Raw genomic sequence first — 23,642 nt, forward strand, 5'->3', positions numbered from 1 at the left:
CAGTCTACGGTCGCCGCCCGGACGCTCCCTGGACTGCTCCGCCGTCTGATCGGCTCAGCCGAGCTGGATGAGGGAGGTGAAGTCATCCGCGGTCGGGTCGGCGGGATCGGATGCCGCATCCCACAGCGCTTCGACGCGGCCGTCGCCCTCGAAGCCGGCTTCGGAGGCGGCCTCGGGCATGACCCAGGCATCCACGCGCATGTGCGAAAGGCTCACGTGGCCGCCGTGGTAGCTGAGGAACGCGCAGTCCGCGGCATCCCGCCCCGTCGCGATGCGCACCAGCGACCGGCGGTTGGCCAGGCGCGTCGCGTCGATGACGTACCAGGCGCCGTCGTGATAGGCCTCGGCGACAGCGTGGAAATCCATCGGCTGCAGGCCCGGCGCGAAGCACGCGGCATAGCGCGCGGGCATGTCCATCGCCCGAAGGAGCGCGATCACGACGTGGGCGTAGTCGCGGCAGACGCCCTGACCGGTCATCAACGTGGTGACGGCGCTGTCGGTGCCCTGGCTGAGGCCGGGCGTGTAGGTCGTGCTCGTGGCGACGAACTCCGAAACCGCCGCGATCAGGTCGTGACCGCTCAGGCCGCGGAACTGACGCCGCGCCTGCGAGAACACCTCGTCGGACTGGCAGTACCGGCTCGGACGCAGATACGTGATCGCCTCGAGGTCGCTCGTGCGGCTCAGGGCGGTCTGCCCCTCGACGGTCGCCTCGTAGCGCACCTCGAGCCGGCCGGCCTCGCCCGTGAGGCGGTGCAGGCGGCTGCCGGACTGGTCGACGATCTCGGTCGGCGTGTAGACGCGCTCGCCCTGCGTGAAGGTCAATTGCTCGCTCACCACGGGCACCTGCTGAGCGGCCGTGACCTGGAAGATGAGGTCGACGGACGACCCCAGTTCGAGGTCCAATTCTGCGGTCACGACGCGTTGCACCGAAGTATCCTCGCACGCCGGAATGACCCCTCGTGCACGTGCATTCGGCGGACGCGATTTCTTCGCTTATCCTCGCCCTGTGACCTCGCCGCACGCACACCCCGAGCCGCTGCCCGCGCGCGCTCGGCGCGCAGGCCGGACGTGGCTTTTCGCGGCTGTCGCGCTCGCCGTGCTTGCGGTCGCCGGCGTCGTCGGAGTGCGGATGTGGATGCCGGTGCCCGCCGCCCCGGTCGCCGCCGCAGCCGATGCCGCTCCCGCCGTGATCGCCCCGGTGTCGTTGGCGATACCCGAGGACCCGACGGTGCTGATCTTCGGCGACTCGTGGACCTACGGCTCAGCGGCCTCGCTGCCCACGCTGGGCTACGCCTACGTGATCGGCGATCGGCTGGGCTGGAACGCGATCGTCGACGGTGTGCGCGGCAGCGGCTACCTCAAACCGGGGTTGGACGGCGGCTCGTACGGCGAGCGCATCGCCGCGCTGGACCCGGCGCTGGATCCCGATCTGATCATCGTCGAGGGGTCGATCAACGACCGCCGGCTGCCGGCGGACGGCTATCGCGCCGCCGTGACTGCCGCCTGGGATCAGCTGGCCGCCCTTTACCCGAACGCCGCCATCGTCATCCTGGGCCCGGCGCCGCAGATCCTCCCCGTCGAGGAGGCGACCGCCCGCATCGACGCCGACCTCTCGTCCCTCGCCGCCGAGCGCGGCTGGTGGTACATCTCGCCGATCGCCGAAGGGTGGATCGACGCGGACAACTACGCCCAGGTCATCGACACCGGTATCGGCCGCGACCACCCGTCGACGGTCGGCCACCAGTACCTGGCGACGCGCCTGGCGGAGTCCCTGGATGCGATGACGGACGGCGCGGACGGCACGCAGGTCGCCGCCGACGCCCCAGCCGAATCAGACCTCACAGGACCCTGACCGGGCGAGGAGGATCCCTCGCCTGGTGTAATCTCGACCGGTACGCCTCCGTAGCTCAGGGGATAGAGCGTTGGTTTCCGGTACCAAAGGTCGCTGGTTCGATTCCAGTCGGGGGCACCAATCGGGACAAGGGATCGCGGGTCTTTCAGACCTTGCGGTCCCTTTCTCGTGACAACATCCGAATCGCGCTTGTCTGTGCCACGGAGTCCGCTCCATCCCACTCTTCTGCCCACGGGTCGAAGATCACGCCAGACGTCATGCATGACGCGGACTCCCCCCTCTGCCGCAAACACCCAACCGGGCACCGAGGAACCCTGCGGCGCATGCGCGCGCCAGAGTGGCACCGGAGGCCCGCCAGAGCACGGTTCCCGGCCTCGGCTGGGACTGCTCGATCGGCGGTCATGAGCTCGTCACCGACGGAACCTGCGCCGTCTGCGAGTGTCGCCCGGAGCGCTCGGTCGTGTAGCTCACCTGATGCTGCCGTTGCCGGTTCCTCCGGCGGGCGGCTCGGCGGGAAGTGTGTAGTCCCCGGGCCCGGCCGCGACGTGAATGATCGTGTACGTTCCGCTGGATCCTTGGACGGTCGCCGTGTCGCCGACGGCGATGCTTCCCTCGGTCTCCTGATTCAGCAGGAGCGCGTTTTCGCGCGCGTACACGGTGAACCCTCCGTTCATGGCGAACGGGTCGAACGTGTCCGGGTAGGCGGCGTGTGCGGGTTACGCGAGCGACACATCCACCGCGACCGCGCCCGCCCCGATCAAGAGAGTGGCGGTGGCCGCCGCGACAAACCTTCTCCCTCTGCACTGGGTACGCGACATGATGCGGCTCAGGGAGTGACGATCGCGAAGGAGTCGTCGCCGGGGTCGATGACCGAGACCAGCTTCTGCAGCACGCTCTCATCGCCTGTCATGTTCACACCCTCCGAGGTGCTGTCGCCGCCGATGAGCGCGAGAAGCCGCAGCTTCGTCAGCGACAGGGTCAGATCGACCTCGCCCTCCCCGTCTTCGAGGTACACCAGGACCCCGTTGCGCAGGGTGACCCGGAAGCGACGGTCCAGGTCGGTGAGGTCGATCGCGAACGCAAGATCCAGGTCCCACGCGTTGGGTCCGTCGATCTTGATCGCGATCGCGTCCAGCACCATCTCCGGCGTGAGCTGCGCGAGAACAGAGGGTGCGTTCGTCTTGGTCGGGGTGCCGAAGTTCGCGCCGCGCAGTTCGGTTGCGCCGGAGAGGAAGAAGTCCCGCCAGGTACCGTTCTCCGATCCGTACGCGAGTTGTTCGAGGGTGTCTGCGTACAGCGCCCGCGCGGCGTGATGGTGTTCGTCGACGAAGACAGCGTGGTCGAGCAATGTCGCCGCCCACCGGAAATCTCCTGCATCGAACGCTGTCTGGGCGGCGGTGACGACGTTGTCTATGCCGCCGGCGAGGTCGACGTACCGCTGCGCGAGTTCGGCCGGCGGGTGCGGCCACAACCGTGCCGGGTTTCCGTCGAACCAGCCGAGGTAGCGCTGCACGATCGCCTTGACGTTGTGGTTGACGGACCCGTAGTAGCCGCGGGTGTTCCATGCCTGTTCCAGCGCGGGAGGCATGACGAACGCTTCGGCCGCTTCCGCCGCGGTGTATCCGCGGTTCACGAACCGGAGGGTCTGGTCGTGCAGGTACGCGTACATGTCGCGCTGCTGAGAGAGGAATTCGACGATCCGCTCCTGCCCCCAGGTCGGCCAATGGTGAGAGGCGAACACCGCGTCGGTGCGGTCTCCGAAGCGGGCGATCGCTTCGGTGAGGTATTGCGCCCACTCGTGCGGATCGCGGACCACCGCGCCGCGGAGGGTGAGCAGATTGTGCAGGTTGTGGGTGGCATTCTCGGCCATGCACAGCGCCCGGTACTTCGGGAAGTAGAAGTGCATCTCCGATGGCGCCTCCGTACCCGGTGCCATCTGGAATTCGATGTCGATGCCGTCGATGGTGTGCATCTCACCGGTCGTCTTGATCGTGAGGGTGGGGGCGATCAGCCCCACTTCGCCGGTGGAGATCGTCTGCCCCAGCCCGGCACCGACCTGCCCCTGCGGTCCGCGCTCCAGAGCGGCACCGTACATGTAGGCTGCGCGGCGGTTCATCGCCGTGCCGGCGTACACGTTCTCGGACACGGCGTGCTCGACGAACCCGGACGGGGCGATGATCTGCACATCCCCGGCGTCGACCTCTGCTTGCGAGGTGACGCCGAAGATGCCTCCGAAATGGTCGGCGTGACTGTGCGTGTGGATGACTGCATGCACCTTCCGGTCACCACGGTGCTCCCGGTACAGCGCCAGGGCCGCGGCGGCGGTCTCGGCGGACAGCAGTGTGTCGATGACGATGATGCCCGTGTCGCCCTCGACGATCGTCATGTTCGACAGGTCGATACCGCGGAGCTGGTAGATGCCCTCCACGACCTTGAACAGACCAGCGCGGGCCGACAGTTGCGACTGCCGCCACAGGCTGGGGTGGACCGTGGTCGGTGCGTCACCCTGCAGGAACGCGTAACTGTCGTTGTCCCAGACGACCGTGCCGGCCCCGTTGGTCACCACGTTCGGGGTCAGCTCAGCAATGAGGCCCCGTTCCGTGTCGTCGAAGTCGCGGGTGTCGCCGAATGGCAGCGAGTCATACGCAGCGGCGTGCTGGGCTTCGATCGAAGGGGAGGCGGGCTTGTGATTCATGTGGGGTCCGATCAAGCGGCGAGTCCGGTCACGAACCATCCTGCCCAAGGCATCCCGCTGACGCCACCCTCCGATCTGACGGCACGCAATCTGACCCACGTGCTCAAGAGACTGACGGTTCAGCAGACCCACGCCGAGATGCTCGGCCTGCGCAAGGCGGCGTAGGACGCTGCGCGATCGCGTGTCCCGGTCAGCCGTCCGTATGCGCCGTCATCATCACCGACACTCGGATGCCGCCCAGGTCGGGCCCGAGCCGGGCGACCGCGCGAGCAGGGAGGATCTGGCCGAAGACCTCCGCGTACGCTTCGTTCATTCCGGCGAAGTCATCCGGGTGCGCGAGCAGGACGGTGACCAAGGCCACATCGGCCAGCGTTGCGTCGCCGGCATGCAGGATCGCTTCGCAGTTGCGCAACGCCTGCCGAGTCTGATCCTGAATCGACGACCCGGCCAATGCGCCGGTCGCCGGATCGATCCCCACCGTTCCCGATACGTAGATCGTCGAGCCCGCCCGGACACCCTGGCTGTAGAGCGGGGAGCTCGGCGCGTTGTCCGTGCGGATGATCTGCCTGTTCATGGCGGGAGCATATGCCCGCCGACCGCGCCTGCGCGCCCCCGAACGCGCACGGCGTACGGTGGTCGAGGAATCGCGGGGGTACGGGCCGCCGCGGGAAAGTCGCGATGAAGCTGCTCCTCACGTCGGCGGGCATCAGCAACGCCACCATCCGGCGTTCGCTTGAAGACCTCCTCGGCAAGCCGATCGGCGAGGCCGACGCGCTGTGCATCCCGACCGCCCAGTACGGTCACCCCTGGCTCGGACCCGGTACGTCAGCATGGGAATTCATCAGCGGGAGGTCGGAGCACCCGATGGTCGATCTGGGATGGAGATCGGTGGGAGTACTGGAGCTGACCGCACTCCCGAGCATCGACGACGAGCGGTGGAAGCCACTGGTAGGCGAGACCGATGTGCTGCTTGCCGCGGGCGGGGATGCGCTCTACCTCGGTCACTGGATGCGTGAATCGGGGCTCGCCGCCATGCTCCCGGCGCTGGCGGACACGGTGTGGGTGGGGATGAGCGCGGGCAGCATGGTGATGACGCCGCAGATCGGAGCGGAGTTCGTCGGGTGGACGGCGCCTTCGGGCGATGACCGCGCGCTGGGAGTCGTCGACTTCTCGATCTGCCCGCACCTCACGCTCGACGGCGCACCGGGCAACTCCCTCGCCGCAGCTGAGCAATGGGCGGCGGCCTTGGACCACCCGGCGTACGCGATCGATGACCAGACGGCCATCCGGGTGGCCGACGGCGAGGTGCGTGTGGTCACAGAAGGCGTCTGGCGGCACTTCCCCAAGGGGTGATGGCCGCCGCCTTCCGGCACGAGATAATCGACGCATGTCCTCCTCTGTCGAGCGTCGCTCCAATCCGACTGCCTGGGCCGCGTTCTGGTTCGGTCTGGCCGGACTCGTGCTGATGCCCATTCCGCTGTTCATCGGGCTGATCCTGGGCGGCGGCCTGTCGATCGTCGCCGCGATCTTCGCCGTCATCGCACTGCTCAAGGGCCTCGCGCGCAGCGGCAAGGGCATCGCGCCGGTCGTGTTCGCCGCCATCTTCATCGCGCTCACCTGGGGCGGCATCTCCGTCGGCGGCGGCACCATCTGGTAGGTCGGACCGGCCTGCTGCCCGCCGCGATCACGGCTGGACGAGCCACGCGCGGATGACCGCGATGATCGCGTCCCGCGACCTGCCGCGCTGCTCGAGAGGCGGCACCGCCAGGCTGGCGCGGATATCGGAATGCCAGGTCAGCAGTCCCTCGGGATCGGACGCGAACGTCGGCGCGGCGCTCTTGACCTCCGCACGGTCGGTCCCGAAGTGCAGGATGAGTCGCGCCAGGCCCCTGCCGGCTGCGAGGATCGTGAGGCGGTCGACGCCGTCCAGCGTGTAGTCGGGCGAGTTCCACTTGACGATCTCGACCAGCCCCGGTTCGGCCTCGAGCACCAGCGCGCGCAGCCACTCGACGCCGGCGCGACGCTCGGGCGGCTGGGCGTCGAGGAACTGTGCGACGGTGGCGAACTGCGCGGGCATGGGGCGAGCGTAACTTGCGCCGCCGTCCGCCGCGTCGGGCTGCGGACCACCGATGAAGATCGCCCCGGGGCCGGAGCCTCGGGGCGATCATCGGTGCATGTTCGGTTTCTGTTTCCCGATCCCTTTCGGGTTCGTCCTGTCTCCGTTTTCCCTTGCGAGACCAAAGATACTCAGCACCTGATCGTCGTCAAGAGTTCACCGGCACGTCACCTCAGGCTCAGCCTGAACGTGAGGGATGCGGCATCCCGAACCGCTACTCGTGTCCGACGAGCTTGAGCCCGACGACGCATCCGACCAGTCCCAGGATCAGCAGCATCCGCACGATCGAGAACGGCTCGGCGCCGGTGACCATCGCGTACGCCACGGTCAGGGCTGCACCGATCCCGACCCAGACGGCGTACGCCGTACCGGTCGAGATGTCGCGCATGGCCCAGGCGAGCCCGCCCATGCTCAACAGCAGCGCGGCACCGAAGATCACGCTCGGCCAGAGCTTCGTGAACCCCTCGGACTTGCCGAGCGCAGTGGCCCAGACGGCCTCGAGGATTCCGGATGCAACCAGGATGACCCACGACATGGGACTCGCCTCCATGGCCAGTCTTGTCGCTCACCGGGTACTGATCCGTCGTCCGGGGATCCGGTTCGGGATCCGCGTTCCACGATACCGGAGCGGGCTGTGCAGCGCCTGGGCAGCCGGCTCAGACGAGGAAGATGCCGTCCAGGATCCCGGGGTTGTGCGCGTGCACCAGGACCAGGAAGACGACGGCGTCGAAGAGCAGGTGGACGGTCACGACGTAGGTCAGCGAGCGCGTGCGCTTGAAGATGTACGCCTGGACGAGCGCGAACGGGATCGTCAGCAGCGGGCCCCATGCCTGGTAGCCCAGCTCCCACAGGAACGAGACGAACACGATCGTCTGCAGCAGGTTCGCCTGCCAGTCGGGGAAGTGACGGCGCAGCAGGGTGAACACGACGCAGATGAAGAACAGCTCGTCCCAGATCCCCACCGAGCCCACGCCCACGAACAGGCGCGCGATCATGTCCGGGGTGTCCACGACCGGCCAGTTCGTGTAGACGCCCGAGGTGATGAAGTAGAACGGCAGGATCAGCCAGCCCAGCGCCAGCACGGCGATCAGCCAGGTCCACTGGAAGCGGGTCCACCGTCCGCCCCCTCGCCACGGGAAGCGGATCGCGTAATCGCGGTACACGAAGCGCGACAGGACGTACGGCACGGCCACGGCACCGCCCAGTGCGAGTCCGAAGCGCACGAACGCCAGGTTGTCCAGCTCGGCCTTGAGCGGGATCGCGCTCACGATGAGCATTCCGATCGCGATCAGGGACAGGTCGCGGACCAGACTCGGGACGCGTCGTCCTGGGTCGGATGCTGCGGTGTCGAGCGCCCGCGCGCGTGCGGCCGCAGCATCCACACTCCCCCGCACCAGCCACGCCACGACCATTCCCGCCGCGAGCAGCGCCCATCCCAGCCACGGGATCCGCACGACGAAGAACGCCGGTGCGGCCAGGCAGATCAGCGCCGCGGGGATCAGCCCGAGCGACACGGTCGGGCGGGCGCCCAGGACGAGGGCTGGATGGGAGGGCATCCTGTCATCCTGCCGCAGCCGGGTGGCAGTTGCTGCGTGCTCAGCCTCGGGGATGCCGCACGAACTGCCACCCCGCTGGCAAGCCGGCGCCACGAGGTGGCAGCCGACGCGCCCTCGCGGGCGAGGATGCTGCACGAAGTGACACCGCGAGGAGATGCTCAGCCGTCCAGGGGATGGGCGATCTCGTCCTGCGGCATCCGGGCAGCGAAGATCGCGATGATCCCGAACGCGAGGGTGAGCACGCCTGCTGCGGTGAAGATGACCTGCAGCGACAGGATCTCGGCCAGCGGCCCGGCGAGGGCCATCGACAGGGGCATCAGGGCGAGGGAGACGAAGAAGTCCAGGCTCGAGATGCGCCCCAGCATGTGGCGCGGCACTCGTCGCTGCAGCAGGGTGCCCCAGATGACGTTCCCGTAGCTGAAGCCGAAGCCGATCAGGAAGAGCGAGACCAGCAGCGCCCAGTACTGGTCGGTGAAGCCGACGACGATGAACGGCAGGGTGCTGAGGCCCCACACGAGGTTCATGGTCGTCAGATACCGGCGTGGAAGCCTGCGCGAGGATACGAAGATCGAACCGAGCACACCGCCGAGGCCGTAGACGGCCAGCAGGAAGCCGAACAGCCGCGGGTCCTCGCCGATCCGGTCACGGATCAGGAACGGCAGAAGCACCTCTTCCGGTCCGACGGCGACGAGCACCCACAGCGTCGCGTACAGCAGCGTCCACAGGAGCCACGGCGTTCGCACCGTGAATGCGACCGCTTCGCGCAGATCCTTCAGCACGCTCTTGGCACCGTGCTCACCGGCAGGATCCTCGCCCTCCCCGACCTCTTCGGAACTCGGCGCGGCGGGCTCCGGGCCCAGGAACAGCAGCAGGACGAACGCGGCTCCGTAGGCGAGGGCGATCAGGATCGCGGCCTGGGCCGGGAGGATCGCGGCCAGCAGCAGGCCGGCGACCGCGGGGCCGGCCGCCTGCTGGAGCGCGGGACGGATCGCCCCCTCCAGCCCGTTGGCCGCGAGCAGCTGCCCCGGTGGGAGCAGTCGCGGCAGGATCGCGCTGTACGCGGGGAAGAAGAACCCGGCGCTGGATCCGAGCACGAAGGCGACGATCGTCAGCTGCGGAATGCCGACCGTGGTGAACGCGCCGACCACGACGACCGAGGTGACGGCGAGGCAGTCGCTGAGCGCGACGACCCGCACGATCATGCGGCGCGAGACGCGGTCGGCCACGATGCCGCCCGGGATCGCCCAGAGCAGGAGCCCGACGGCGTTCGCAGCCGCGACGACCGAGAGCTGCAGCGGACCGCCGCCGGCGGCGATCACCGCGTAGACCATGACGACGGCCCACATTCCCGCGGCGAAGATCGAGAGCACGACGGCGAGGAACAGCACGCGGAAATCGCGGTGCGCGAGCGGCCGCAGCACCCGCCAGCGGTCGCGGTCGACGGGTGTGGCAGCACTGGGTTCCGGCGCCGCTGGCTCCCCCGCCGGCTCAGGCGAGGGGGACCCGTCGCCGCTCGAACTCATGGGCGTTCTCGGCGACGGTACGACAGGTCGCGGATCTCGCGGCCGGCCCGCGACCCCTTGCGTTCGAAGGCGGTCAGCGTGCGCCCGTCGTAGCGCTCGGCCCACTCCCCAGCGAAGTCGCGCTCGAACTGGCCCGCGCCGTCGAGCACCTCGCGCATCTGGCGTGCGTAGTGCTCCCAGTCGGTCGCGAGCCGCAGCACGCCGCCGTCACGCAGGACGGCCGCAGCGAGCGTCGCGAACTCGTCGGTGACGAGGCGCCGTTTGGTGTGCTTGGACTTGTGCCACGGATCGGGGAAGAAGATCCACAGCTCGTCGACGGATGCCTCGGGCAGCAGATGCTGGAGGACCTCGGGGGCGTTGGCCTCGGCCAGCCGCAGGTTGTCGATCGCGCCCTTCTCGGCGTCGAGCATCGTGCGCGCCAGGCCCGCCCGGAACACCTCGACGGCCAGGAAGTCGATCTCCGGACGGGATGCCGCGGCGTGCACGATCGCGTGCCCCTGGCCGGAGCCGATCTCGACATACAGCGGCGCGGAGCGCCCCCACACCGTCTCGGGGTCGATGGCGGAATCGGGGCGGATGCTGGTGATCGCGGCCCCCCTCGGGACATCGATCACATACCTGGACGCGAGCTGGCTCCAGGCGCGCTCCTGGCCGTCGGTCATCCGGCCGCTGCGGCGGACGAAGGACACGGGACGGTCGCGGTAGGCGGGAGACTCGGTCACCCTCTCAGGGTAACGAGCCTCACGTCACCCAATCGATGAGCTCCTCCACCCGACCGAGGAGCGACGGCTCGAGGTCGCGGTACGAGTGCACGCGGGCGAGGATCCGCTGCCACGCACGCGCGATGTCGGTCTGGCTCTCGGCCGGCCAGCCGAACGCGCGACAGATGCCGACCTTGATGTCGATCCCACGCGGGACGACCGGCCAGCTCGCGATGCCCATGGCGCGCGGCGTGACGCACTGCCAGACATCGACGTACGGATGCCCGACGATCTTCAGGTGCGCGCCGTGCGGGCCGCGCATCACCTGCTCGGCGAGCCGGGACTCCTTGGACCCGGGAACGAGGTGGTCCACGAGCACCCCGTAGCGTCGCTGTGCCGACGGCGGCTCCTCGTCGAGCATCGCCGGCAGCAGATCGACACCCTTGAGGTACTCGACGACCACGCCCTCCGCCCGGAGGTCATCGCCCCAGACCTTCTCCACGAGTTCGGCGTCGTGTCGGCCTTCGACGAGGATGCGGCTGGCCCGCGCGACCCGGGCACGCGAGTCCGGCGCCGCGAAGGATCCCGACGCGGTCCGCTTGGGGGCGGCCGCGACCGCCGCAGCGGGGGCGATGAGGACGACATCGGCTCCGTCCACGAGGAACCCCGGACCCAACGGGAACAGCCGCCGGCGCTCGTGTCGGTCTTCGAGCTCCACCATGCCGGAGGTGACGGCGATGACGGCCCCGCAGAAGCCGTCCGCGGCGACCTCGACCACGAGGTCGCGCTCAGCGGCCACGCGCGGGAGCGCTCGCGAACCGCGCTCGCGCCAGCCCGCCGCCAGCACGTCCGCCGAATACCGATCGTCCATGTTCCTCCGAGTCCGATACGTTACCGGCGCCGTCCGTCGCCGCCGGCAGGACCCGCCCGGCCGGCACGTATGCCGCGGACTACCGCCGCATACCCGCGCGTGAATAGACTCGAGGTTCGCGGCCCGAGTTCGGACCGCGAGGGGGGAACACGATGCGTGCGCGATGGGCAGTGGCGCTCACGGCGACCCTCGCCGTCCTCTTCGGAGGCGTGGCGACCGCGGCATCGGCCACGGATCCGGTGGACCTCGGATCCGGCTACGTCGTCGATGACGCCGGCGTGCTCTCCAGCGGCGACATCTCGGCCGCCGAGCAGCGGCTCACCGACCTGTACGAGTCGACGGGCGTGGATCTGTTCGTGGTCTCCGTCGACGAGTTCACGAATCCGTCCAGCAGCGAGCAGTGGGCCAACACCGTCGCGGAGGACAACGGACTCGGGGTCTCGCAGTACGTGCTGGCCGTAGCCACAGAGTCCCGCCAGTACTACATCTCGGCCGATTCGGCGGGACCGTTGACCGAGCAGCAGGTCGCCGACATCGAAGCGACGCTGGTGCCGCCGCTGCGCGACGGCGACTACGCGGGCGCGGTGACCGCCGCGGCCGATGGGTTCCAGACCGCGCTGGGCGGCGGCACCGTCGGAGGAGACGGCGGCGGTGGCGGGGGCGGGTTCGTTCCGGGGCTCATCGTCTTCCTCGTGATCGCCGCGATCGCCGGCATCGTCATCTGGCTCATCGTCCGCTCCCGACGCAGGAAGCGGGCGAGCGCCGGCGGCGGGTCCGCGCAGGGTCCGGCGGTCGAGCAGCTCAGCACCGAAGAGCTCGCCCGCAGGGCATCCACCGCGCTGATCCAGACCGACGACGCGGTCAAGACCAGCGAGCAGGAACTCGGATTCGCGAACGCGCAATTCGGCGATGCGGTGACCGTCGAATTCGAGACGGCGCTGCAGACGGCGCGCGAGAACCTCAATCAGGCCTTCACCCTCAAGCAGCAGCTCGATGACTCGGTGCCCGACAGCGAGCAGCAGACGCGCTCCTGGAACGCGCAGATCATCCGGCTCTGCGAAGAGGCCAACGCCGGCCTGGACGAGAAGGCCGCCGACTTCGACGAGCTGCGCAAGCTCGAACAGAACGCGCCCGAGTCACTGGCGCGGATCCAGCAGCGGCGCGGCGAGGCCGCGGCATCCATCGATGCGGCCACGGCATCGCTGCAGACGCTCTCGACCAGGTACGCCTCCGAAGCCCTCGCGACCGTGGCCGACAATCCTCAGCAGGCGCGCCAGCGCATCGCGTTCGCCGACGAGCAGCTGAGCGCCGCCTCCGCCGCGATCGCCGCGGGCAACGTCGGCGAGGCGGCCGTCAGCATCCGCGCCGCGGAGGAGGCCGTGGGACAGGCGACCCTCCTCGAGGACGCGATCGACAAGCTCGGTGCCGATCTGGCCGAAGGCGAACGCAGCGCCGCCGCCCTGATCACCGAACTCGAGGGTGACATCGCCGCGGCATCCGCTCTTCCCGACCCGCAGGGCACCGTCGCCGCGGCGATCGCGGGCGCGCGCACCCAGGTCGACGCGGCCAAGGCGAACCTCGCCGGGTCCACGAAGCGCCCGCTGGTCACTCTGCAGGCGCTGGAGGCGGCCAACGCGCAGATCGACGGCGTCGTCGCCGGGGTGCGGGATGCCGCGGCCCAGGCGCAGCGCGCACAGCAGATGCTCGGTCAGCAGATGATGCAGGCCCAGGCGCAGGTTTCCGCCGCCGAGGACTACGTGACCGCGCGCCGCGGCGCGATCGGCGCCGAGGCGCGGACCCGTCTGGCCGAAGCGGGCGCCTCGCTCGTCCAGGCCCAGCAGCTGCAGACCGTCAACCCCGAGCAGGCGCTGCAGTATGCTCAGCGCGCCAACCAGCTGGCCGCACAGGCGATCCAGTACGCCCAGAACGACGTCGGCGCCTTCTCCGGCGGCGGCGGGATGGGTGGCATGTTCGGCGGCGGCAGCAGTGGCGGCGGGAACAACGGCGGCGGGATGCTGGGCGCAGTGCTCGGCGGAATCGTGATCAACTCCATGCTCGGCGGCGGCGGCAGGTCCTCGGGGGGTTCGTCCGGCGGCTTCGGCGGCATGTTCGGCGGCGGCGGCAGCAGGTCCTCAGGCGGCGGGCGGATCAGCCCCGGCAGCTTCGGCGGCGGCGGCACACGCGCGCGTCGAGGGGGTGGTCGATTCTGATCCGGGTCAACCTCCCGTCCACTTCCCAGGCGCATTCTTAGACCACACCGGTACGTTCAATACCCATCGATAGGAAGGAAACACCGATGGCAAAGCAGTCCATCTTCGGTCGTATCTCCACGCTGCTCAAGGCGAACGTCAACGCGATGCTCGACTCGGCAGAGGACCCGGAGAAGATGCTCGACCAGCTCGTGCGCGACTTCTCGAACAACATCGCCGACGCCGAATCGGCGATCGCCGAGACGATCGGCAACCTGCGCCTGCTCGAGCGCGACCACGCCGAGGACGTCCAGGCCGCCAACGAATGGGGCAACAAGGCCCTCGCAGCCAGCCGCAAGGCCGACGAGCTGCGCAAGGCGGGCAACACCCCGGACGCCGACAAGTTCGACAACCTGGCCAAGATCGCGCTGCAGCGTCAGATCAGCGAGGAGAGCCAGGCGAAGGCCACCGCGCCGCAGATCGCCGCCCAGACGCAGGTCGTCGACCAGCTCAAAGACGGCCTCAACGGCATGAAGACCAAGCTCGAGCAGCTGAAGACCAAGCGCGCGGAGCTGCTGGCCCGCGCGAAGACGGCCGAAGCGCAGAACAAGGTCGTCGACGCGGTGAAGTCGATCGACGTGATGGATCCGACCAGCGAGCTCGGTCGTTTCGAGGACAAGATCCGCCGCCAGGAGGCTCTCGCCGCCGGCAAGCAGGAGCTTGCCGCGTCGAGCCTGGATGCGCAGTTCAACAGCCTCGAGGACCTCGGCGAGCTGACCGAGGTCGAGGCGCGCCTGGCTGCGCTGAAGACCGGCTCCACGACACCGCAGGCGGCGATCGACGCCTCGACGGCGCCGTACACGCCGTAGTCGGCACCTCCCCTCGGATCGGGCGCTGCTCCTGCCGGAGCAGCGCCCGATTCCGCGTTCAGCGGACGCGGGGCCCTCCCGCCGTGCGGCGGGTGTCCGGTGCGGCAGGATGGGCGCATGACCCGCTTCGTCGTCGCCCCCCAATGGCAGGGATCATCGTCCTCGCGCGCGATGCAGCTGATCGACGGCGCGCTCGCGATCGCGGGAGACCTGCCGCGGTCGGCCACCACGATCCTCGACGTGCCCGCCGAAGCCGGCGAGAGCCTCGGCTCCGGCATCCGCCGCCTGAGCTCCCTGACGCGGGTGCGCGCCGCCATCGAAGAGGCCATCGGCCTCGGCGATGACCCGGCGATCGTGGTGGGCGGAGACTGCGGTGTCGCCCTGGCAGGCGTGGCCGCCGTCGCGGCCGAGGATCTGGCGGTGGTCTGGTTCGACGCGCACGCCGACCTGAACACGACCGACACCTCGCCGTCCGGCGCGTTCCACGGCATGGTGCTGCGCGCGATCCTGGGCGACGGGGTGGACGGCATGGTCGTTCCGACCGGCCGAGTCAGCGCCGATCGCCTCATCCTGGCCGGAACCCGTGAACTGGACCTCGAAGAGGAGCTGTACATCAGCGCCACCGGCATCCGCGTCCTGCCGCCGGCCGAGCTCGCCGATCCGGAAGTGCTCGCCGAGGCGGTGGCGGCGACCGGTGCTGCGCGGGTCTACATCCACGTCGACCTCGATGTCCTGGACCCGGGCGAGATCGGCGCGCTGACGCATCCGGTGCCCTTCGGTCTCACTCCGGCCGAGCTGGTCGCCGCGATCCGTGCCGTCCGGGGCAGACTGCCGCTGGCAGGAGCCTCGCTCACCGAGTTCTCCCCAGCATCGGCCGAGGCCGCCGTCGACGACCTCGGCGCGATCCTGCGGGTCGTCGGAGCACTCGCGTGAGCCCGATCCCCACCCCTCCGGCGGGATGGCGGGAGCGGGCGGACCGCTCCGTCACCCGCGGGCGGCGCATCGACCGATTCATCCCCGGCATCCTGCTGGATTCGCCGGTCAGCCGCGTCGGCTTCTGGTACGGCCGGACGGTCGGCTGGGTCTGGGGCTCGATCTGGAGCACCGGCGCCGTCGAGCATCGCGAGGGCCTCTGGGTGTTCCGCGGTCTGCCCGGGTGGGCGTTCTCCCGCGGCGGTGTGTGCGTCGGCGACTGCTATCTGACGGGCGACGCGCCCGTGACCGACCGCGTGCTGCGGCACGAGGCCGTACACGCTCGCCAGTGGCGCCGGTACGGCCTGCTCATGCCGCTGCTGTACGCGCTGTCGGGCCGGGACCCGCTGCGTAATCGCTTCGAGATCGAGGCCGGGCTCGAAGACGGCAATTACGTCCCGCGCGGGGCGCGCTGAGTCAGACGGATGCCGCGGGCGGGCGCAGCTCGCCCGATCCGGCCGCTCGCCCGACCCGCATCACCTGGCGCCCGAGGGTGATCACGACCGCGATCGGGAAGCCGATCCAGAACAGATTCGGCAGCACCGCGACCATGAGGAAGCCCAGCAGGTCGCCGCGCTCGAGCGACTGCCGCGTCATCTCCAGACCGCTGGAGATCTCGACGAGGAAGTAGATCACGGTCTTCCAGAATGTCGCGACGGTGACGATCAGGCCGACGACGACGCCGGACCATCGTTTCGCGTGGGCGAGCGCCCACACGATGACCACGACCTCCAGCAGGTTCGCCCAGCTCTGCGCGCTTCCGAACGAGTCGAAGTCCGCGTAGCGGTGGTCGAACGTGCCGTAGAACACGTGTCCCGGCCACATGCCTGACAGCGGCCCGCCCGCGTGCGAGAGCGGACCCAGCAGCACGTAGCAGGCGTCGTAGGTCTGGATGATCGCCGAGATCGTGAGCCATACGATCACCCACGTCGGCATCCGCAGGTCGCGCGGATGGACGAGCGACCGCACGGCGGCCTCCTGTGCACTCGACATGCCGCGAGTGTAGCGACGCCGCGGCGGTCGCCCGCAGCGACGCGCGTGGCGCCGGTGTCAGTTCGCGGTGGCGAGGTTGTACGCGGCTGGCGTGTGGATCTCAGTCGCGGCGACACCGTTGCGCGTCGTCAAGTGGTCGACGATGTCTGCGGTTCCGAGGTAGCCGCCGAGGAGGAAGATGCGCGTGTGGTCCTCCTGCTCGCAGAGCATCTCGTCGGCCCACGCCGAGACGGCGCGGGAGAGTGCTTGGCCGGGGGCGCAGCTTCGACCGCTTCCGGGCTCTCCGCTGCGCGCCGAACGATCGAGCCAGGTGAGCACCATACGAGCCGGCACGGTCACGAGCTCCTGCTCGGGTGCGAACCACGACGCGTCCGGGACCTCGACGAACACCCGGCCGGTGGAGCAGATCGGCAGCGTCGCGAGCAGCGCCTGCAGGTCGGGCAACGACGACTCGTCGGCGGTGATCAGATGCTGCACGCGGGTGTGACGGCTCGCGCGACACGCGGAGTCGTTGTGCTCGACGCGGGGTGCAGCCGGGATCTGGGAGGTGCTCATGACGATCCCACTATACCCCGGCGAAGGGTTGCCTAACCTTGGCAGAACCTGTCAGTGGGCACTCACCAGGCCGCACCGGATGCGGCGTCCTGATCCTCGTTCGCAAGGTCGTCACGCGGCGGCACGCTGTACCGACCGGCGATCGCGACCCGGTTGAAGGCGTTGATCGCCACGAGGATCCAGCTCAGACCCACGTATTCGTCCTCACTGAGGATGCCGCCGACCTCCTCGTAGACCTCCTGCGCGATGCCGCCCTCGTGGATGTACGTGAAGGCCTCGGCCAGTTCGAGGCCGGCGCGCTCGCGTTCGGAGAACACCCCTGATTCGCGCCACACCGGCAGCTGCGCGATCGTGTCCGCGGAGATCCCTGCCTTCGCGGCGCGCTCCACGTGGACGCGCACGCAGTACGCGCAGCCGTTGAGCTGCGACGTGTGGATCTGCACGAGCTCCTTGAGGCGGTCATCGATGCCGTTGGCGACGGCGATCGCGCCGACCGACTTGGAGAACGCGGCGAGGGCCTTATAGGCCTCCGGCGCCGACTTCGACAGGTGCACCCGGCGTTCTTCGCTCATGTCGTCATGCTACCGATCGCACGCCGCCGAAGATCCGGCGGACGGCACAATGGCAGGGTGAGCGACCCCTTCGACGAATTCTCCTTCCTCCCCGCCCAGGCCGCGGACGCCGGCATCGCAGGGCCGCTCCCCCTGGGTGAGCGGTTGACCCTGACGCTGGCGGATGGCCGCTCGCTCAGCGCGCTGCGGTACGACCCCCCGACAGGCCCGGGGCACGGAGGGAGCGGCTCGGGGACCGGAGGGCCGGCGGTGACGTTCCTGCACGGCGCCGGCCTGAACGCGCACACGTGGGACACGACGATCCTCGCGCTCGGACTGCCGGCGCTGGCGATCGACCTTCCCGGGCACGGCGACTCGTCCTGGCGCGACGATCTCGCGTACGTCGCGCGCGTGCTCGCGCCGGACGTCGCGGCGGGGATGGATGCCTGGACCGACCGGCCCCAGCTACTGGTCGGCCAGTCGCTGGGCGGGCTCACCGCGGCGGCGGTGGCCGCCTCGCGTCCGGATCTCGTGCGCGAGCTCGTCGTGATCGACATCACGCCAGGTGTCGACCCGAATGCGGGCCCGACCCAGATCCGCGAGTTCTTCGCCGGGCCCACCGATTGGTCGAGCCGCGACGAACTGGTCGATCGCGCACTCGCGTTCGGCCTGGGCGGCACACGGGCCGCGGCCGAGCGCGGGGTGTACCTGAACTCCCGGGTCCGGCCGGACGGGCGGGTCGAGTGGAAGCACCACTTCGCCCACCTGGCCGCCGCCATGGCGAACGCCACCGCTCCTGTGGCGGCCGTCCCCTCCGACGCGGACCCGGTCTCGGCCGTGCTGTCCGAGACCGGCTGGGACGACCTCGCCGCCGTCCTCGCGCCACTCACGCTGATCCGCGGCGAGTCCGGCTATGTGACCGACGAGAACGCCGCGCAGTTCCAAGAACGCCTGCCAGCGGCATCCGTCCTCGTGGTCCCCTCCGGTCACAACGTGCAGGAGGAATCGCCGGTCGAGCTGGCGGATCTGCTTCGCGAGCGAGCCGGAAACGATTAACGCTTGTGTTTCGTTCCGAGTAGTACCGGCCGTTCCCGGTCGTCGAGTTATCTAGGCTGGTCTCTCGGACCGACCTGAGTCCCGCCCCGTCGCCTGTGGCGTCCGGTCAGCAACGGATGCTTCGCCGAAAGGACCTCCATGTTCCGCCGCACCACCCTGGCCGCCACCGCTCTGCTCGCCGCGGGAGCACTGCTGCTCACCGCCTGCACCGGCGGCTCCGCGCCCGCTCCGACCACCACGGCAGCACCGGACGCGGACGCGTCGGCGGTGATCCGCCTGGTCCTGGAGCCGGGCAACCTCGACATCCGCGAGACGGCAGGCGCCGCCCTCGATCAGATCCTGGTCGACAACATCTACCAGGGACTGGTCTCGCGCACTCCCGAGCAGGACATCGTCCCGGCCCTCGCCGAGGACTGGACGGTATCCGATGACGGCCTCACCTACACGTTCACCCTCCGCGAGGGCGTCACCTTCCACGACGGTCAGGAACTCACCCCGCAGGATGTCGTGTGGTCGCTGCAGACGCGGAAGGACACCCCGGAGTGGGCGGACTCCGCCCGGCTCGCCAACGTCGCCTCGATCACGGCGGACGGGCAGGACATCACCCTCACCCTCACCCAGCCCGACTCCAGCTTCCTGTGGAACCTCACGGGTCGTGCGGGTCTGATCCTCAAGCAGGACGACACGGTCGACTACAAGACCAAGACCAACGGCACCGGACCGTTCACGCTGTCCTCATGGCGCCAGGGCGATTCGATCACGTTCGCCCGCAACGACGCCTACTGGGGAGACGAGGCGAAGGTCGCCGAGGTCGTCTTCGACTACATCCCCGACAACCAGGCCGCCCTCAACGCCGCCCTGGCGGGCGAAGTCGATGCGGTCACCGGCTTCGACGCGAACCTGAAGGAGCAGGTCGAGGCGACCGGCGACTTCGCGCTCGTGCTCGGCCAGTCCACGGACAAGGGCACGCTGGCCTTCAACCAGGCCTCGGGTCCTCTGGCGGACCAGCGCGTGCGGCAGGCGATCCGCCAGTCGATCGACCACGACGCATTCGTCGAGGCCCTCGCCTCGGGCGAGACGCTGTACGGCCCGATCCCGTCACTGGACCCCGGCTACGAGGACCTGTCGGACGTCGCTCCGTACGACCCCGAGGCGGCTCAGGCGCTGCTGGCGCAGGCGGGCGTCGAGGACCTCACCCTGACCCTCACGATCCCGAGCTTCTACGACACCACGATCCCGCAGATCCTGGTCTCCGACCTCAACGAGGTCGGCATCACTCTGCAGGTCAACTCGGTCGACTTCCCGACGTGGCTCAACGACGTCTACGTGAACAAGGACTACGACCTGAGCTTCGTCCTGCACACTGAGGCGCACGATTTCGAGAACTGGGCGAACCCCGACTACTACTTCACCTACGACAACCCGGAGGTGCAGCGCCTGTACGCTGAGTCGCTCGCGGCCACCGACGAGGCCGAGGCCGCGGATCTGCTCGCCCAGGCGGCGCGCATCGTCTCCGAGGACGCCGGCGGTGACTGGCTGTACAACGGCGCCTCCGTCGTGGCGGTCGGCACTAACATCACGGGTATGCCCTCGATCAACGTCAACGAGCGCCTCAACCTCGCCGAGCTGGCCAAGAGCGACGGGTGATCCGCTACACGCTGACCCGGTTCGCCCTGCTTCTGCTGGGGCTGCTCGTAGCCAGCGTGCTGATCTTCCTCACCCTCCGGGTGCTGCCCGGCGACATCGCCCAGCTGATCGCCGGCACCAACAGCACGCCGGAGCAGATCGCGGCGATCCGTGCGCGGCTGGGGCTCGACCAGCCGCTGCCCGTGCAGTATCTCGACTGGATCGGCGGGGTGTTCCGCGGCGACCTCGGCTCCTCGCTCCTGACGGGCTCGACCGTGGCGAGCGAGCTGGCCGAGAAGGCGCAGGTCACGGTGCCACTGGGGATCCTCTCCCTGTCGATCGCGCTGCTGTTCAGCATCCCCTTCGGCGTCCTGTCGGCGATGCGCCGAGGCCGCGCAGGCGGAACGGCGCTCAGCGTCGGATCGCAGACGCTCGCCGCCGTGCCGGTGGTGTGGGCGGGGATGATGCTGGTGGTCGTCTTCGCGATCTGGCTCGGCTGGCTCCCCGCGCAGGGCTTCCCGCGGTCGGGCTGGCAGGACCCCGCCGCGGCGCTGCGGTCGCTCCTGCTGCCCGCACTGACGATCGGGATCGTCGAGGGCGCGATGCTCATGCGCTTCGTCCGCAGCGCCACCATGCAGGCGATCGGGCAGGACTACGTCCGCACCGCCGCCGCGAAGGGCCTCACTCGCAACGCAGCGCTCCTTCGGCACGGTCTGCCCAACGTCGCACTGTCGGTGATCACGGTGCTGGGCCTGCAGATCGCCGGCATCATCGTCGGCGCGGTCGTCATCGAGCAGCTGTTCACCCTGCCGGGGATCGGACGGATGCTGGTGGAGGACGTGCGAGGTCGCGATCTGCCCATGGTGCAGGGCGAGCTGCTGGTCCTGACCGGCTTCGTCCTGGTCGTCGGCTTCCTGGTCGACCTCGTGCACCGGCTTGTGGATCCCCGGCAGCGGGAGGCGGCATGAGCGCGCGCGGATCCTGGCTCAGCCGGCTATGGCGCCTTTCGACCGGGCGGTTCGGCCTGATCGTCGTCGCGGTCGTGCTGCTCACGGCGATCGTCTCGCTGCTGTGGACGCCGTTCGATCCGCAGCAGACCGACATCCCCGGCCGGTGGGCGTCACCGGGCTGGCCGCACGTACTCGGCACCGACGGGTCGGGTCGCGACATCCTGAGTCTGCTCATCGCCGGTTCCCGCACGACCGTGCTGGTCGCGATCGGCGCCGGGGCGATCGCGACCGTGATCGGCGTCGCCCTCGCGGCCCTCGGAGCGCTGACGGCACGGTGGCTGCGCGAATCGGTGGCGGTGCTCGTGGACATCCTCATCGCCTTCCCGGTCCTGATCATCGCGATGATGATCAGCGCGGTCTGGGGCGGGTCGCTGTGGGTGGTGATCTGGGCGGTGGGGATCGGCTTCGGGGTCAACATCGCGCGCGTCACGCGGCCGGAGCTGCGCCGGGTGCTGCAGAGCGACTTCGTGCTCGCCGGCAAGGCAGCAGGTCTGTCCCCCCTGCAGAACCTGTGGCGGCATCTGCTGCCCAACGTCGCGCCGGTGTTCATCGTGCAGTTGTCGTGGGGCATGGCTGTCGCTGTTCTGGCGGAGGCGGGATTGTCCTATCTGGGGCTCGGCGCCCCCGTCACGGAGCCGTCCTGGGGCCTGCTTCTGGCCCAGCTGCAGCAGTACCTCACGGTCTACCCGCTGTCGGTCGTCTGGCCGGGGCTCGCGATCACCTTCACGGTGCTCGGTCTGAACCTGCTGGGCGATGCCCTCCGTGAGGCGACGGACCCGACGCTGTCGCGCGGCCGTGACCCGCTGCATCCGCCGCGAGGCGCGATCCGGCACGTGCCGGAGGTGGTCTCGTGAGCCTCGAGGTGGCGGATCTGACCGTCGACATCGCCGGCCGCCGGGTCGTGGACGGCGTCACGTTCACCGTGCCCGACGGCGCCCGTGTGGGGCTGATCGGAGAATCCGGATCCGGCAAGTCGCTGACGGCGCTCGCGATCCTGGGACTTCTCCCCGAGGAGGCGGATGCCGGAGGCAGCGTGCGCTGGAACGGCCGAGAGCTCATCGGCCTCCCAGATCGGGAGCTCGCCCGACTGCGCGGTGATGAGATCGGCATCGTCTTCCAGGAGCCGCGGACGGCGCTCAACCCGATCCGCACGATCGGGCGGCAGATCGCCGAATCCATCCGGATCCACGAGCCGGTCTCGCGCGAGCAGGCGCGGCAGCGCGCGATCGCCGAGGCGACGCGCGTCGCGTTGCCCGAACCCGAGAAGATCGTGCGCCGCTACCCGCACCAGCTCTCCGGGGGTCAGCGGCAGCGGGCCGCGATCGCCATGGCTCTCGCGTGCCGGCCGCACCTGCTGATCGCCGATGAGCCGACCACCGCCCTGGACGTGACGATCCAGGCCGAGATCCTGGAGCTGATGCGCTCGCTCGTGGAAAGCGACGGGATGTCGCTGGTGTTCATCACCCACGATCTTGCCGTCCTGTCGCAGATCGCCACGCACGCCGTGGTGCTCGAAGACGGGCACGTCGTCGAGAGCGCACCCGTCGCAGAGCTCCTGTCGGCACCGCGGTCGCCGGTCACCCAGGGGCTGCTGCGGGATGCCACAGCCACGCTCTGGCGCCCAGGACCCGCATCGCAGATCGGAGGCATGTCGTGAACCGACAACGGCCGGCCGATGCTCCAGTCCTCCTGCGCGCCCGTGGGCTGACCCGCCGCTACCCCGCGCCCCGGACCGGTCTGTTCCAGCGCCGGCCGTTCACGACGGCCCTGGAGGATGCCGACCTCGACGTGCGGGCAGGCTCGGCCGTCGGCATCATCGGTGAATCGGGGTCCGGCAAGTCGACCCTGGTGCGCCTCCTGCTCGCACTGGACACCCCGACGGCGGGAACCATCGAGTTCGACGGCCGCCCGGTGGATCCACGGGCATCGGCGCGCTCCCTGCACTGGCTGCGCCGCCGGACCGGGATCGTCTTCCAGGACCCATACGCGTCGCTGGACCCGCGGATGAGCGTCGGGCGGGTGATCGGCGAGCCCCTCTGGGCGCTCGGGACAGAGGGTGATCGTCGAGCCCGCGTCCGCGAGGTGCTCCAGGACGTGGGTCTGGAACCCGAGATGGCGAGCCGCTTCCCGCACGAGTTCTCCGGCGGTCAGCGACAGCGCATCGCGATCGCGCGCGCGGTCGTGCATCGCCCACGGCTCCTGGTCGGCGACGAGCCGCTGTCGGCGCTGGATGTGACCGTGCGCGCGCAGATCCTCGAACTGCTGGCCGAACTCCGGCAGAAGGACGAGCTGACCCTCGTCCTGGTTTCGCACGACATCGGCGTGGTGCAGAACCTCTGCGACGAGGTGCTCGTGATGAAGGACGGACGCATCGTCGAGGAGGGGCCGACCGAGAAGGTGCTCCTGCAGCCGCAGGCCGCCTACACCCGGCGGCTGCTCGCCTCGATCCCGGTCATCGAGCATCCGCCGACCAGACCGTGATGGGCGGCGCGACTGTCGTGGGGCGG

At 69.5% G+C, this 23,642-nt stretch carries 26 protein-coding genes, 1 tRNA gene and 1 riboswitch; of the genes, 14 read left to right on the forward strand and 13 right to left on the reverse strand.

Features of this window, described 5'->3' with window-relative positions; genetic code table 11:
• Positions 1–54: 54 nt before the first annotated feature.
• Positions 55–927 carry a transglutaminase-like domain-containing protein gene (locus BLT19_RS15040; protein ID WP_091491895.1) on the reverse strand — a complete coding sequence of 291 codons (873 nt, stop codon included), beginning with the start codon at positions 925–927 and terminating at the stop codon, positions 55–57.
• A gap of 79 nt (positions 928–1,006) precedes the next feature.
• Between BLT19_RS15040 and BLT19_RS15045 the strand changes: the two genes are divergently transcribed.
• Both BLT19_RS15045 and BLT19_RS15050 read left to right on the forward strand, forming a co-directional pair.
• On the forward strand, positions 1,007–1,852 hold the full coding sequence (locus BLT19_RS15045) for an SGNH/GDSL hydrolase family protein (protein ID WP_231917678.1): 846 nt from the start codon (positions 1,007–1,009) through the stop codon (positions 1,850–1,852).
• Positions 1,853–1,896: 44 nt separating this feature from the next.
• Positions 1,897–1,972, forward strand: a tRNA-Arg gene (locus BLT19_RS15050).
• Between the two features lie 347 nt (positions 1,973–2,319).
• Here BLT19_RS15050 and BLT19_RS15055 read toward each other — a convergent pair.
• From BLT19_RS15055 to BLT19_RS15065, 3 genes are all read right to left on the reverse strand, one after another.
• Entirely contained in the window at positions 2,320–2,526 is a 207-nt protein-coding gene (locus tag BLT19_RS15055; RefSeq protein ID WP_091491900.1) for a collagen-binding domain-containing protein, read from the reverse strand.
• Positions 2,527–2,678: 152 nt separating this feature from the next.
• Positions 2,679–4,547, reverse strand: a complete 1,869-nt coding sequence (locus BLT19_RS15060; RefSeq protein ID WP_091491902.1) for an alkyl/aryl-sulfatase — start codon at positions 4,545–4,547, stop codon at positions 2,679–2,681.
• A 190-nt stretch (positions 4,548–4,737) separates the two neighbouring features.
• On the reverse strand, positions 4,738–5,121 hold the full coding sequence (locus BLT19_RS15065) for a RidA family protein (RefSeq protein ID WP_091491905.1): 384 nt from the start codon (positions 5,119–5,121) through the stop codon (positions 4,738–4,740).
• Positions 5,122–5,225: 104 nt separating this feature from the next.
• Here BLT19_RS15065 and BLT19_RS15070 point away from each other — a divergent pair, with 104 nt between their 5' ends.
• Complete coding sequence (locus BLT19_RS15070; RefSeq protein WP_091491908.1) at positions 5,226–5,900, forward strand: Type 1 glutamine amidotransferase-like domain-containing protein; 675 nt, start codon at positions 5,226–5,228, stop codon at positions 5,898–5,900.
• A gap of 34 nt (positions 5,901–5,934) precedes the next feature.
• Positions 5,935–6,204 carry a hypothetical protein gene (locus tag BLT19_RS15075; RefSeq protein WP_091491911.1) on the forward strand — a complete coding sequence of 90 codons (270 nt, stop codon included), beginning with the start codon at positions 5,935–5,937 and terminating at the stop codon, positions 6,202–6,204.
• Between the two features lie 27 nt (positions 6,205–6,231).
• On the opposite strand, the gene BLT19_RS15080 is transcribed toward BLT19_RS15075, so the two are convergent.
• The 6 genes from BLT19_RS15080 to BLT19_RS15105 form a co-directional block, all read right to left on the reverse strand.
• The gene (locus BLT19_RS15080; RefSeq protein WP_091491914.1) at positions 6,232–6,624 is read right to left on the reverse strand and encodes a DUF1801 domain-containing protein; all 393 of its coding nucleotides are present in this window, start codon (positions 6,622–6,624) and stop codon (positions 6,232–6,234) included.
• Positions 6,625–6,877: 253 nt separating this feature from the next.
• Positions 6,878–7,198, reverse strand: a complete 321-nt coding sequence (locus tag BLT19_RS15085) for a DMT family transporter (RefSeq protein ID WP_091491917.1) — start codon at positions 7,196–7,198, stop codon at positions 6,878–6,880.
• A 12-nt stretch (positions 7,199–7,210) separates the two neighbouring features.
• A riboswitch (guanidine-III (ykkC-III) riboswitch) is annotated at positions 7,211–7,276 on the reverse strand.
• Between the two features lie 43 nt (positions 7,277–7,319).
• The gene (locus BLT19_RS15090) at positions 7,320–8,219 is read right to left on the reverse strand and encodes a CPBP family intramembrane glutamic endopeptidase (RefSeq protein ID WP_091491919.1); all 900 of its coding nucleotides are present in this window, start codon (positions 8,217–8,219) and stop codon (positions 7,320–7,322) included.
• A 158-nt stretch (positions 8,220–8,377) separates the two neighbouring features.
• Positions 8,378–9,742, reverse strand: coding sequence for an MFS transporter (locus BLT19_RS15095; RefSeq protein WP_091491922.1), 1,365 nt, complete (start codon positions 9,740–9,742; stop codon positions 8,378–8,380).
• Positions 9,739–10,404 carry a tRNA (guanosine(46)-N7)-methyltransferase TrmB gene (trmB, locus tag BLT19_RS15100; protein WP_231917899.1) on the reverse strand — a complete coding sequence of 222 codons (666 nt, stop codon included), beginning with the start codon at positions 10,402–10,404 and terminating at the stop codon, positions 9,739–9,741. The genes BLT19_RS15095 and trmB overlap by 4 nt, the downstream gene beginning before the upstream one ends.
• A gap of 79 nt (positions 10,405–10,483) precedes the next feature.
• Positions 10,484–11,314, reverse strand: a complete 831-nt coding sequence (locus tag BLT19_RS15105) for a DUF3097 domain-containing protein (RefSeq protein ID WP_091491928.1) — start codon at positions 11,312–11,314, stop codon at positions 10,484–10,486.
• Positions 11,315–11,466: 152 nt separating this feature from the next.
• Between BLT19_RS15105 and BLT19_RS18160 the strand changes: the two genes are divergently transcribed.
• From BLT19_RS18160 to BLT19_RS15125, 4 genes are all read left to right on the forward strand, one after another.
• Positions 11,467–13,524 (forward strand): TPM domain-containing protein, encoded by a 2,058-nt coding sequence (locus BLT19_RS18160; RefSeq protein ID WP_091491931.1) that lies wholly within the window; start codon positions 11,467–11,469, stop codon positions 13,522–13,524.
• Between the two features lie 86 nt (positions 13,525–13,610).
• Complete coding sequence (locus BLT19_RS15115) at positions 13,611–14,372, forward strand: PspA/IM30 family protein (protein WP_091491933.1); 762 nt, start codon at positions 13,611–13,613, stop codon at positions 14,370–14,372.
• A 117-nt stretch (positions 14,373–14,489) separates the two neighbouring features.
• Complete coding sequence (locus tag BLT19_RS15120; RefSeq protein ID WP_091491936.1) at positions 14,490–15,305, forward strand: arginase family protein; 816 nt, start codon at positions 14,490–14,492, stop codon at positions 15,303–15,305.
• Entirely contained in the window at positions 15,302–15,760 is a 459-nt protein-coding gene (locus BLT19_RS15125; protein ID WP_091491939.1) for a Fe-S oxidoreductase, read from the forward strand. Before BLT19_RS15120 ends, BLT19_RS15125 begins: the two co-directional genes overlap by 4 nt.
• Position 15,761: 1 nt before the next feature.
• On the opposite strand, the gene BLT19_RS15130 is transcribed toward BLT19_RS15125, so the two are convergent.
• The 3 genes from BLT19_RS15130 to BLT19_RS15140 form a co-directional block, all read right to left on the reverse strand.
• Positions 15,762–16,337: a hypothetical protein gene (locus BLT19_RS15130; protein ID WP_091491942.1), complete on the reverse strand. Its 576-nt coding sequence runs from the start codon at positions 16,335–16,337 to the stop codon at positions 15,762–15,764.
• A gap of 57 nt (positions 16,338–16,394) precedes the next feature.
• The gene (locus BLT19_RS15135; RefSeq protein WP_091491945.1) at positions 16,395–16,892 is read right to left on the reverse strand and encodes an SIP domain-containing protein; all 498 of its coding nucleotides are present in this window, start codon (positions 16,890–16,892) and stop codon (positions 16,395–16,397) included.
• Between the two features lie 62 nt (positions 16,893–16,954).
• Complete coding sequence (locus tag BLT19_RS15140) at positions 16,955–17,464, reverse strand: carboxymuconolactone decarboxylase family protein (RefSeq protein WP_091491948.1); 510 nt, start codon at positions 17,462–17,464, stop codon at positions 16,955–16,957.
• Between the two features lie 57 nt (positions 17,465–17,521).
• Between BLT19_RS15140 and BLT19_RS15145 the strand changes: the two genes are divergently transcribed.
• From BLT19_RS15145 to BLT19_RS15170, 6 genes are all read left to right on the forward strand, one after another.
• Complete coding sequence (locus tag BLT19_RS15145) at positions 17,522–18,499, forward strand: alpha/beta fold hydrolase (RefSeq protein ID WP_231917679.1); 978 nt, start codon at positions 17,522–17,524, stop codon at positions 18,497–18,499.
• A gap of 138 nt (positions 18,500–18,637) precedes the next feature.
• Complete coding sequence (locus tag BLT19_RS15150; protein WP_091491950.1) at positions 18,638–20,146, forward strand: ABC transporter substrate-binding protein; 1,509 nt, start codon at positions 18,638–18,640, stop codon at positions 20,144–20,146.
• Positions 20,143–21,093 carry an ABC transporter permease gene (locus BLT19_RS15155; RefSeq protein WP_091491953.1) on the forward strand — a complete coding sequence of 317 codons (951 nt, stop codon included), beginning with the start codon at positions 20,143–20,145 and terminating at the stop codon, positions 21,091–21,093. The genes BLT19_RS15150 and BLT19_RS15155 overlap by 4 nt, the downstream gene beginning before the upstream one ends.
• Positions 21,090–21,989 carry an ABC transporter permease gene (locus tag BLT19_RS15160; protein WP_091491955.1) on the forward strand — a complete coding sequence of 300 codons (900 nt, stop codon included), beginning with the start codon at positions 21,090–21,092 and terminating at the stop codon, positions 21,987–21,989. Before BLT19_RS15155 ends, BLT19_RS15160 begins: the two co-directional genes overlap by 4 nt.
• Positions 21,986–22,792, forward strand: a complete 807-nt coding sequence (locus BLT19_RS15165; RefSeq protein WP_091491958.1) for an ABC transporter ATP-binding protein — start codon at positions 21,986–21,988, stop codon at positions 22,790–22,792. The genes BLT19_RS15160 and BLT19_RS15165 overlap by 4 nt, the downstream gene beginning before the upstream one ends.
• Positions 22,789–23,616, forward strand: coding sequence for an ATP-binding cassette domain-containing protein (locus BLT19_RS15170; protein ID WP_091491960.1), 828 nt, complete (start codon positions 22,789–22,791; stop codon positions 23,614–23,616). The genes BLT19_RS15165 and BLT19_RS15170 overlap by 4 nt, the downstream gene beginning before the upstream one ends.
• Positions 23,617–23,642 lie beyond the last annotated feature (26 nt).

The organism is Microbacterium pygmaeum, assembly GCF_900100885.1.
Lineage (GTDB): Bacteria > Actinomycetota > Actinomycetes > Actinomycetales > Microbacteriaceae > Microbacterium > Microbacterium pygmaeum.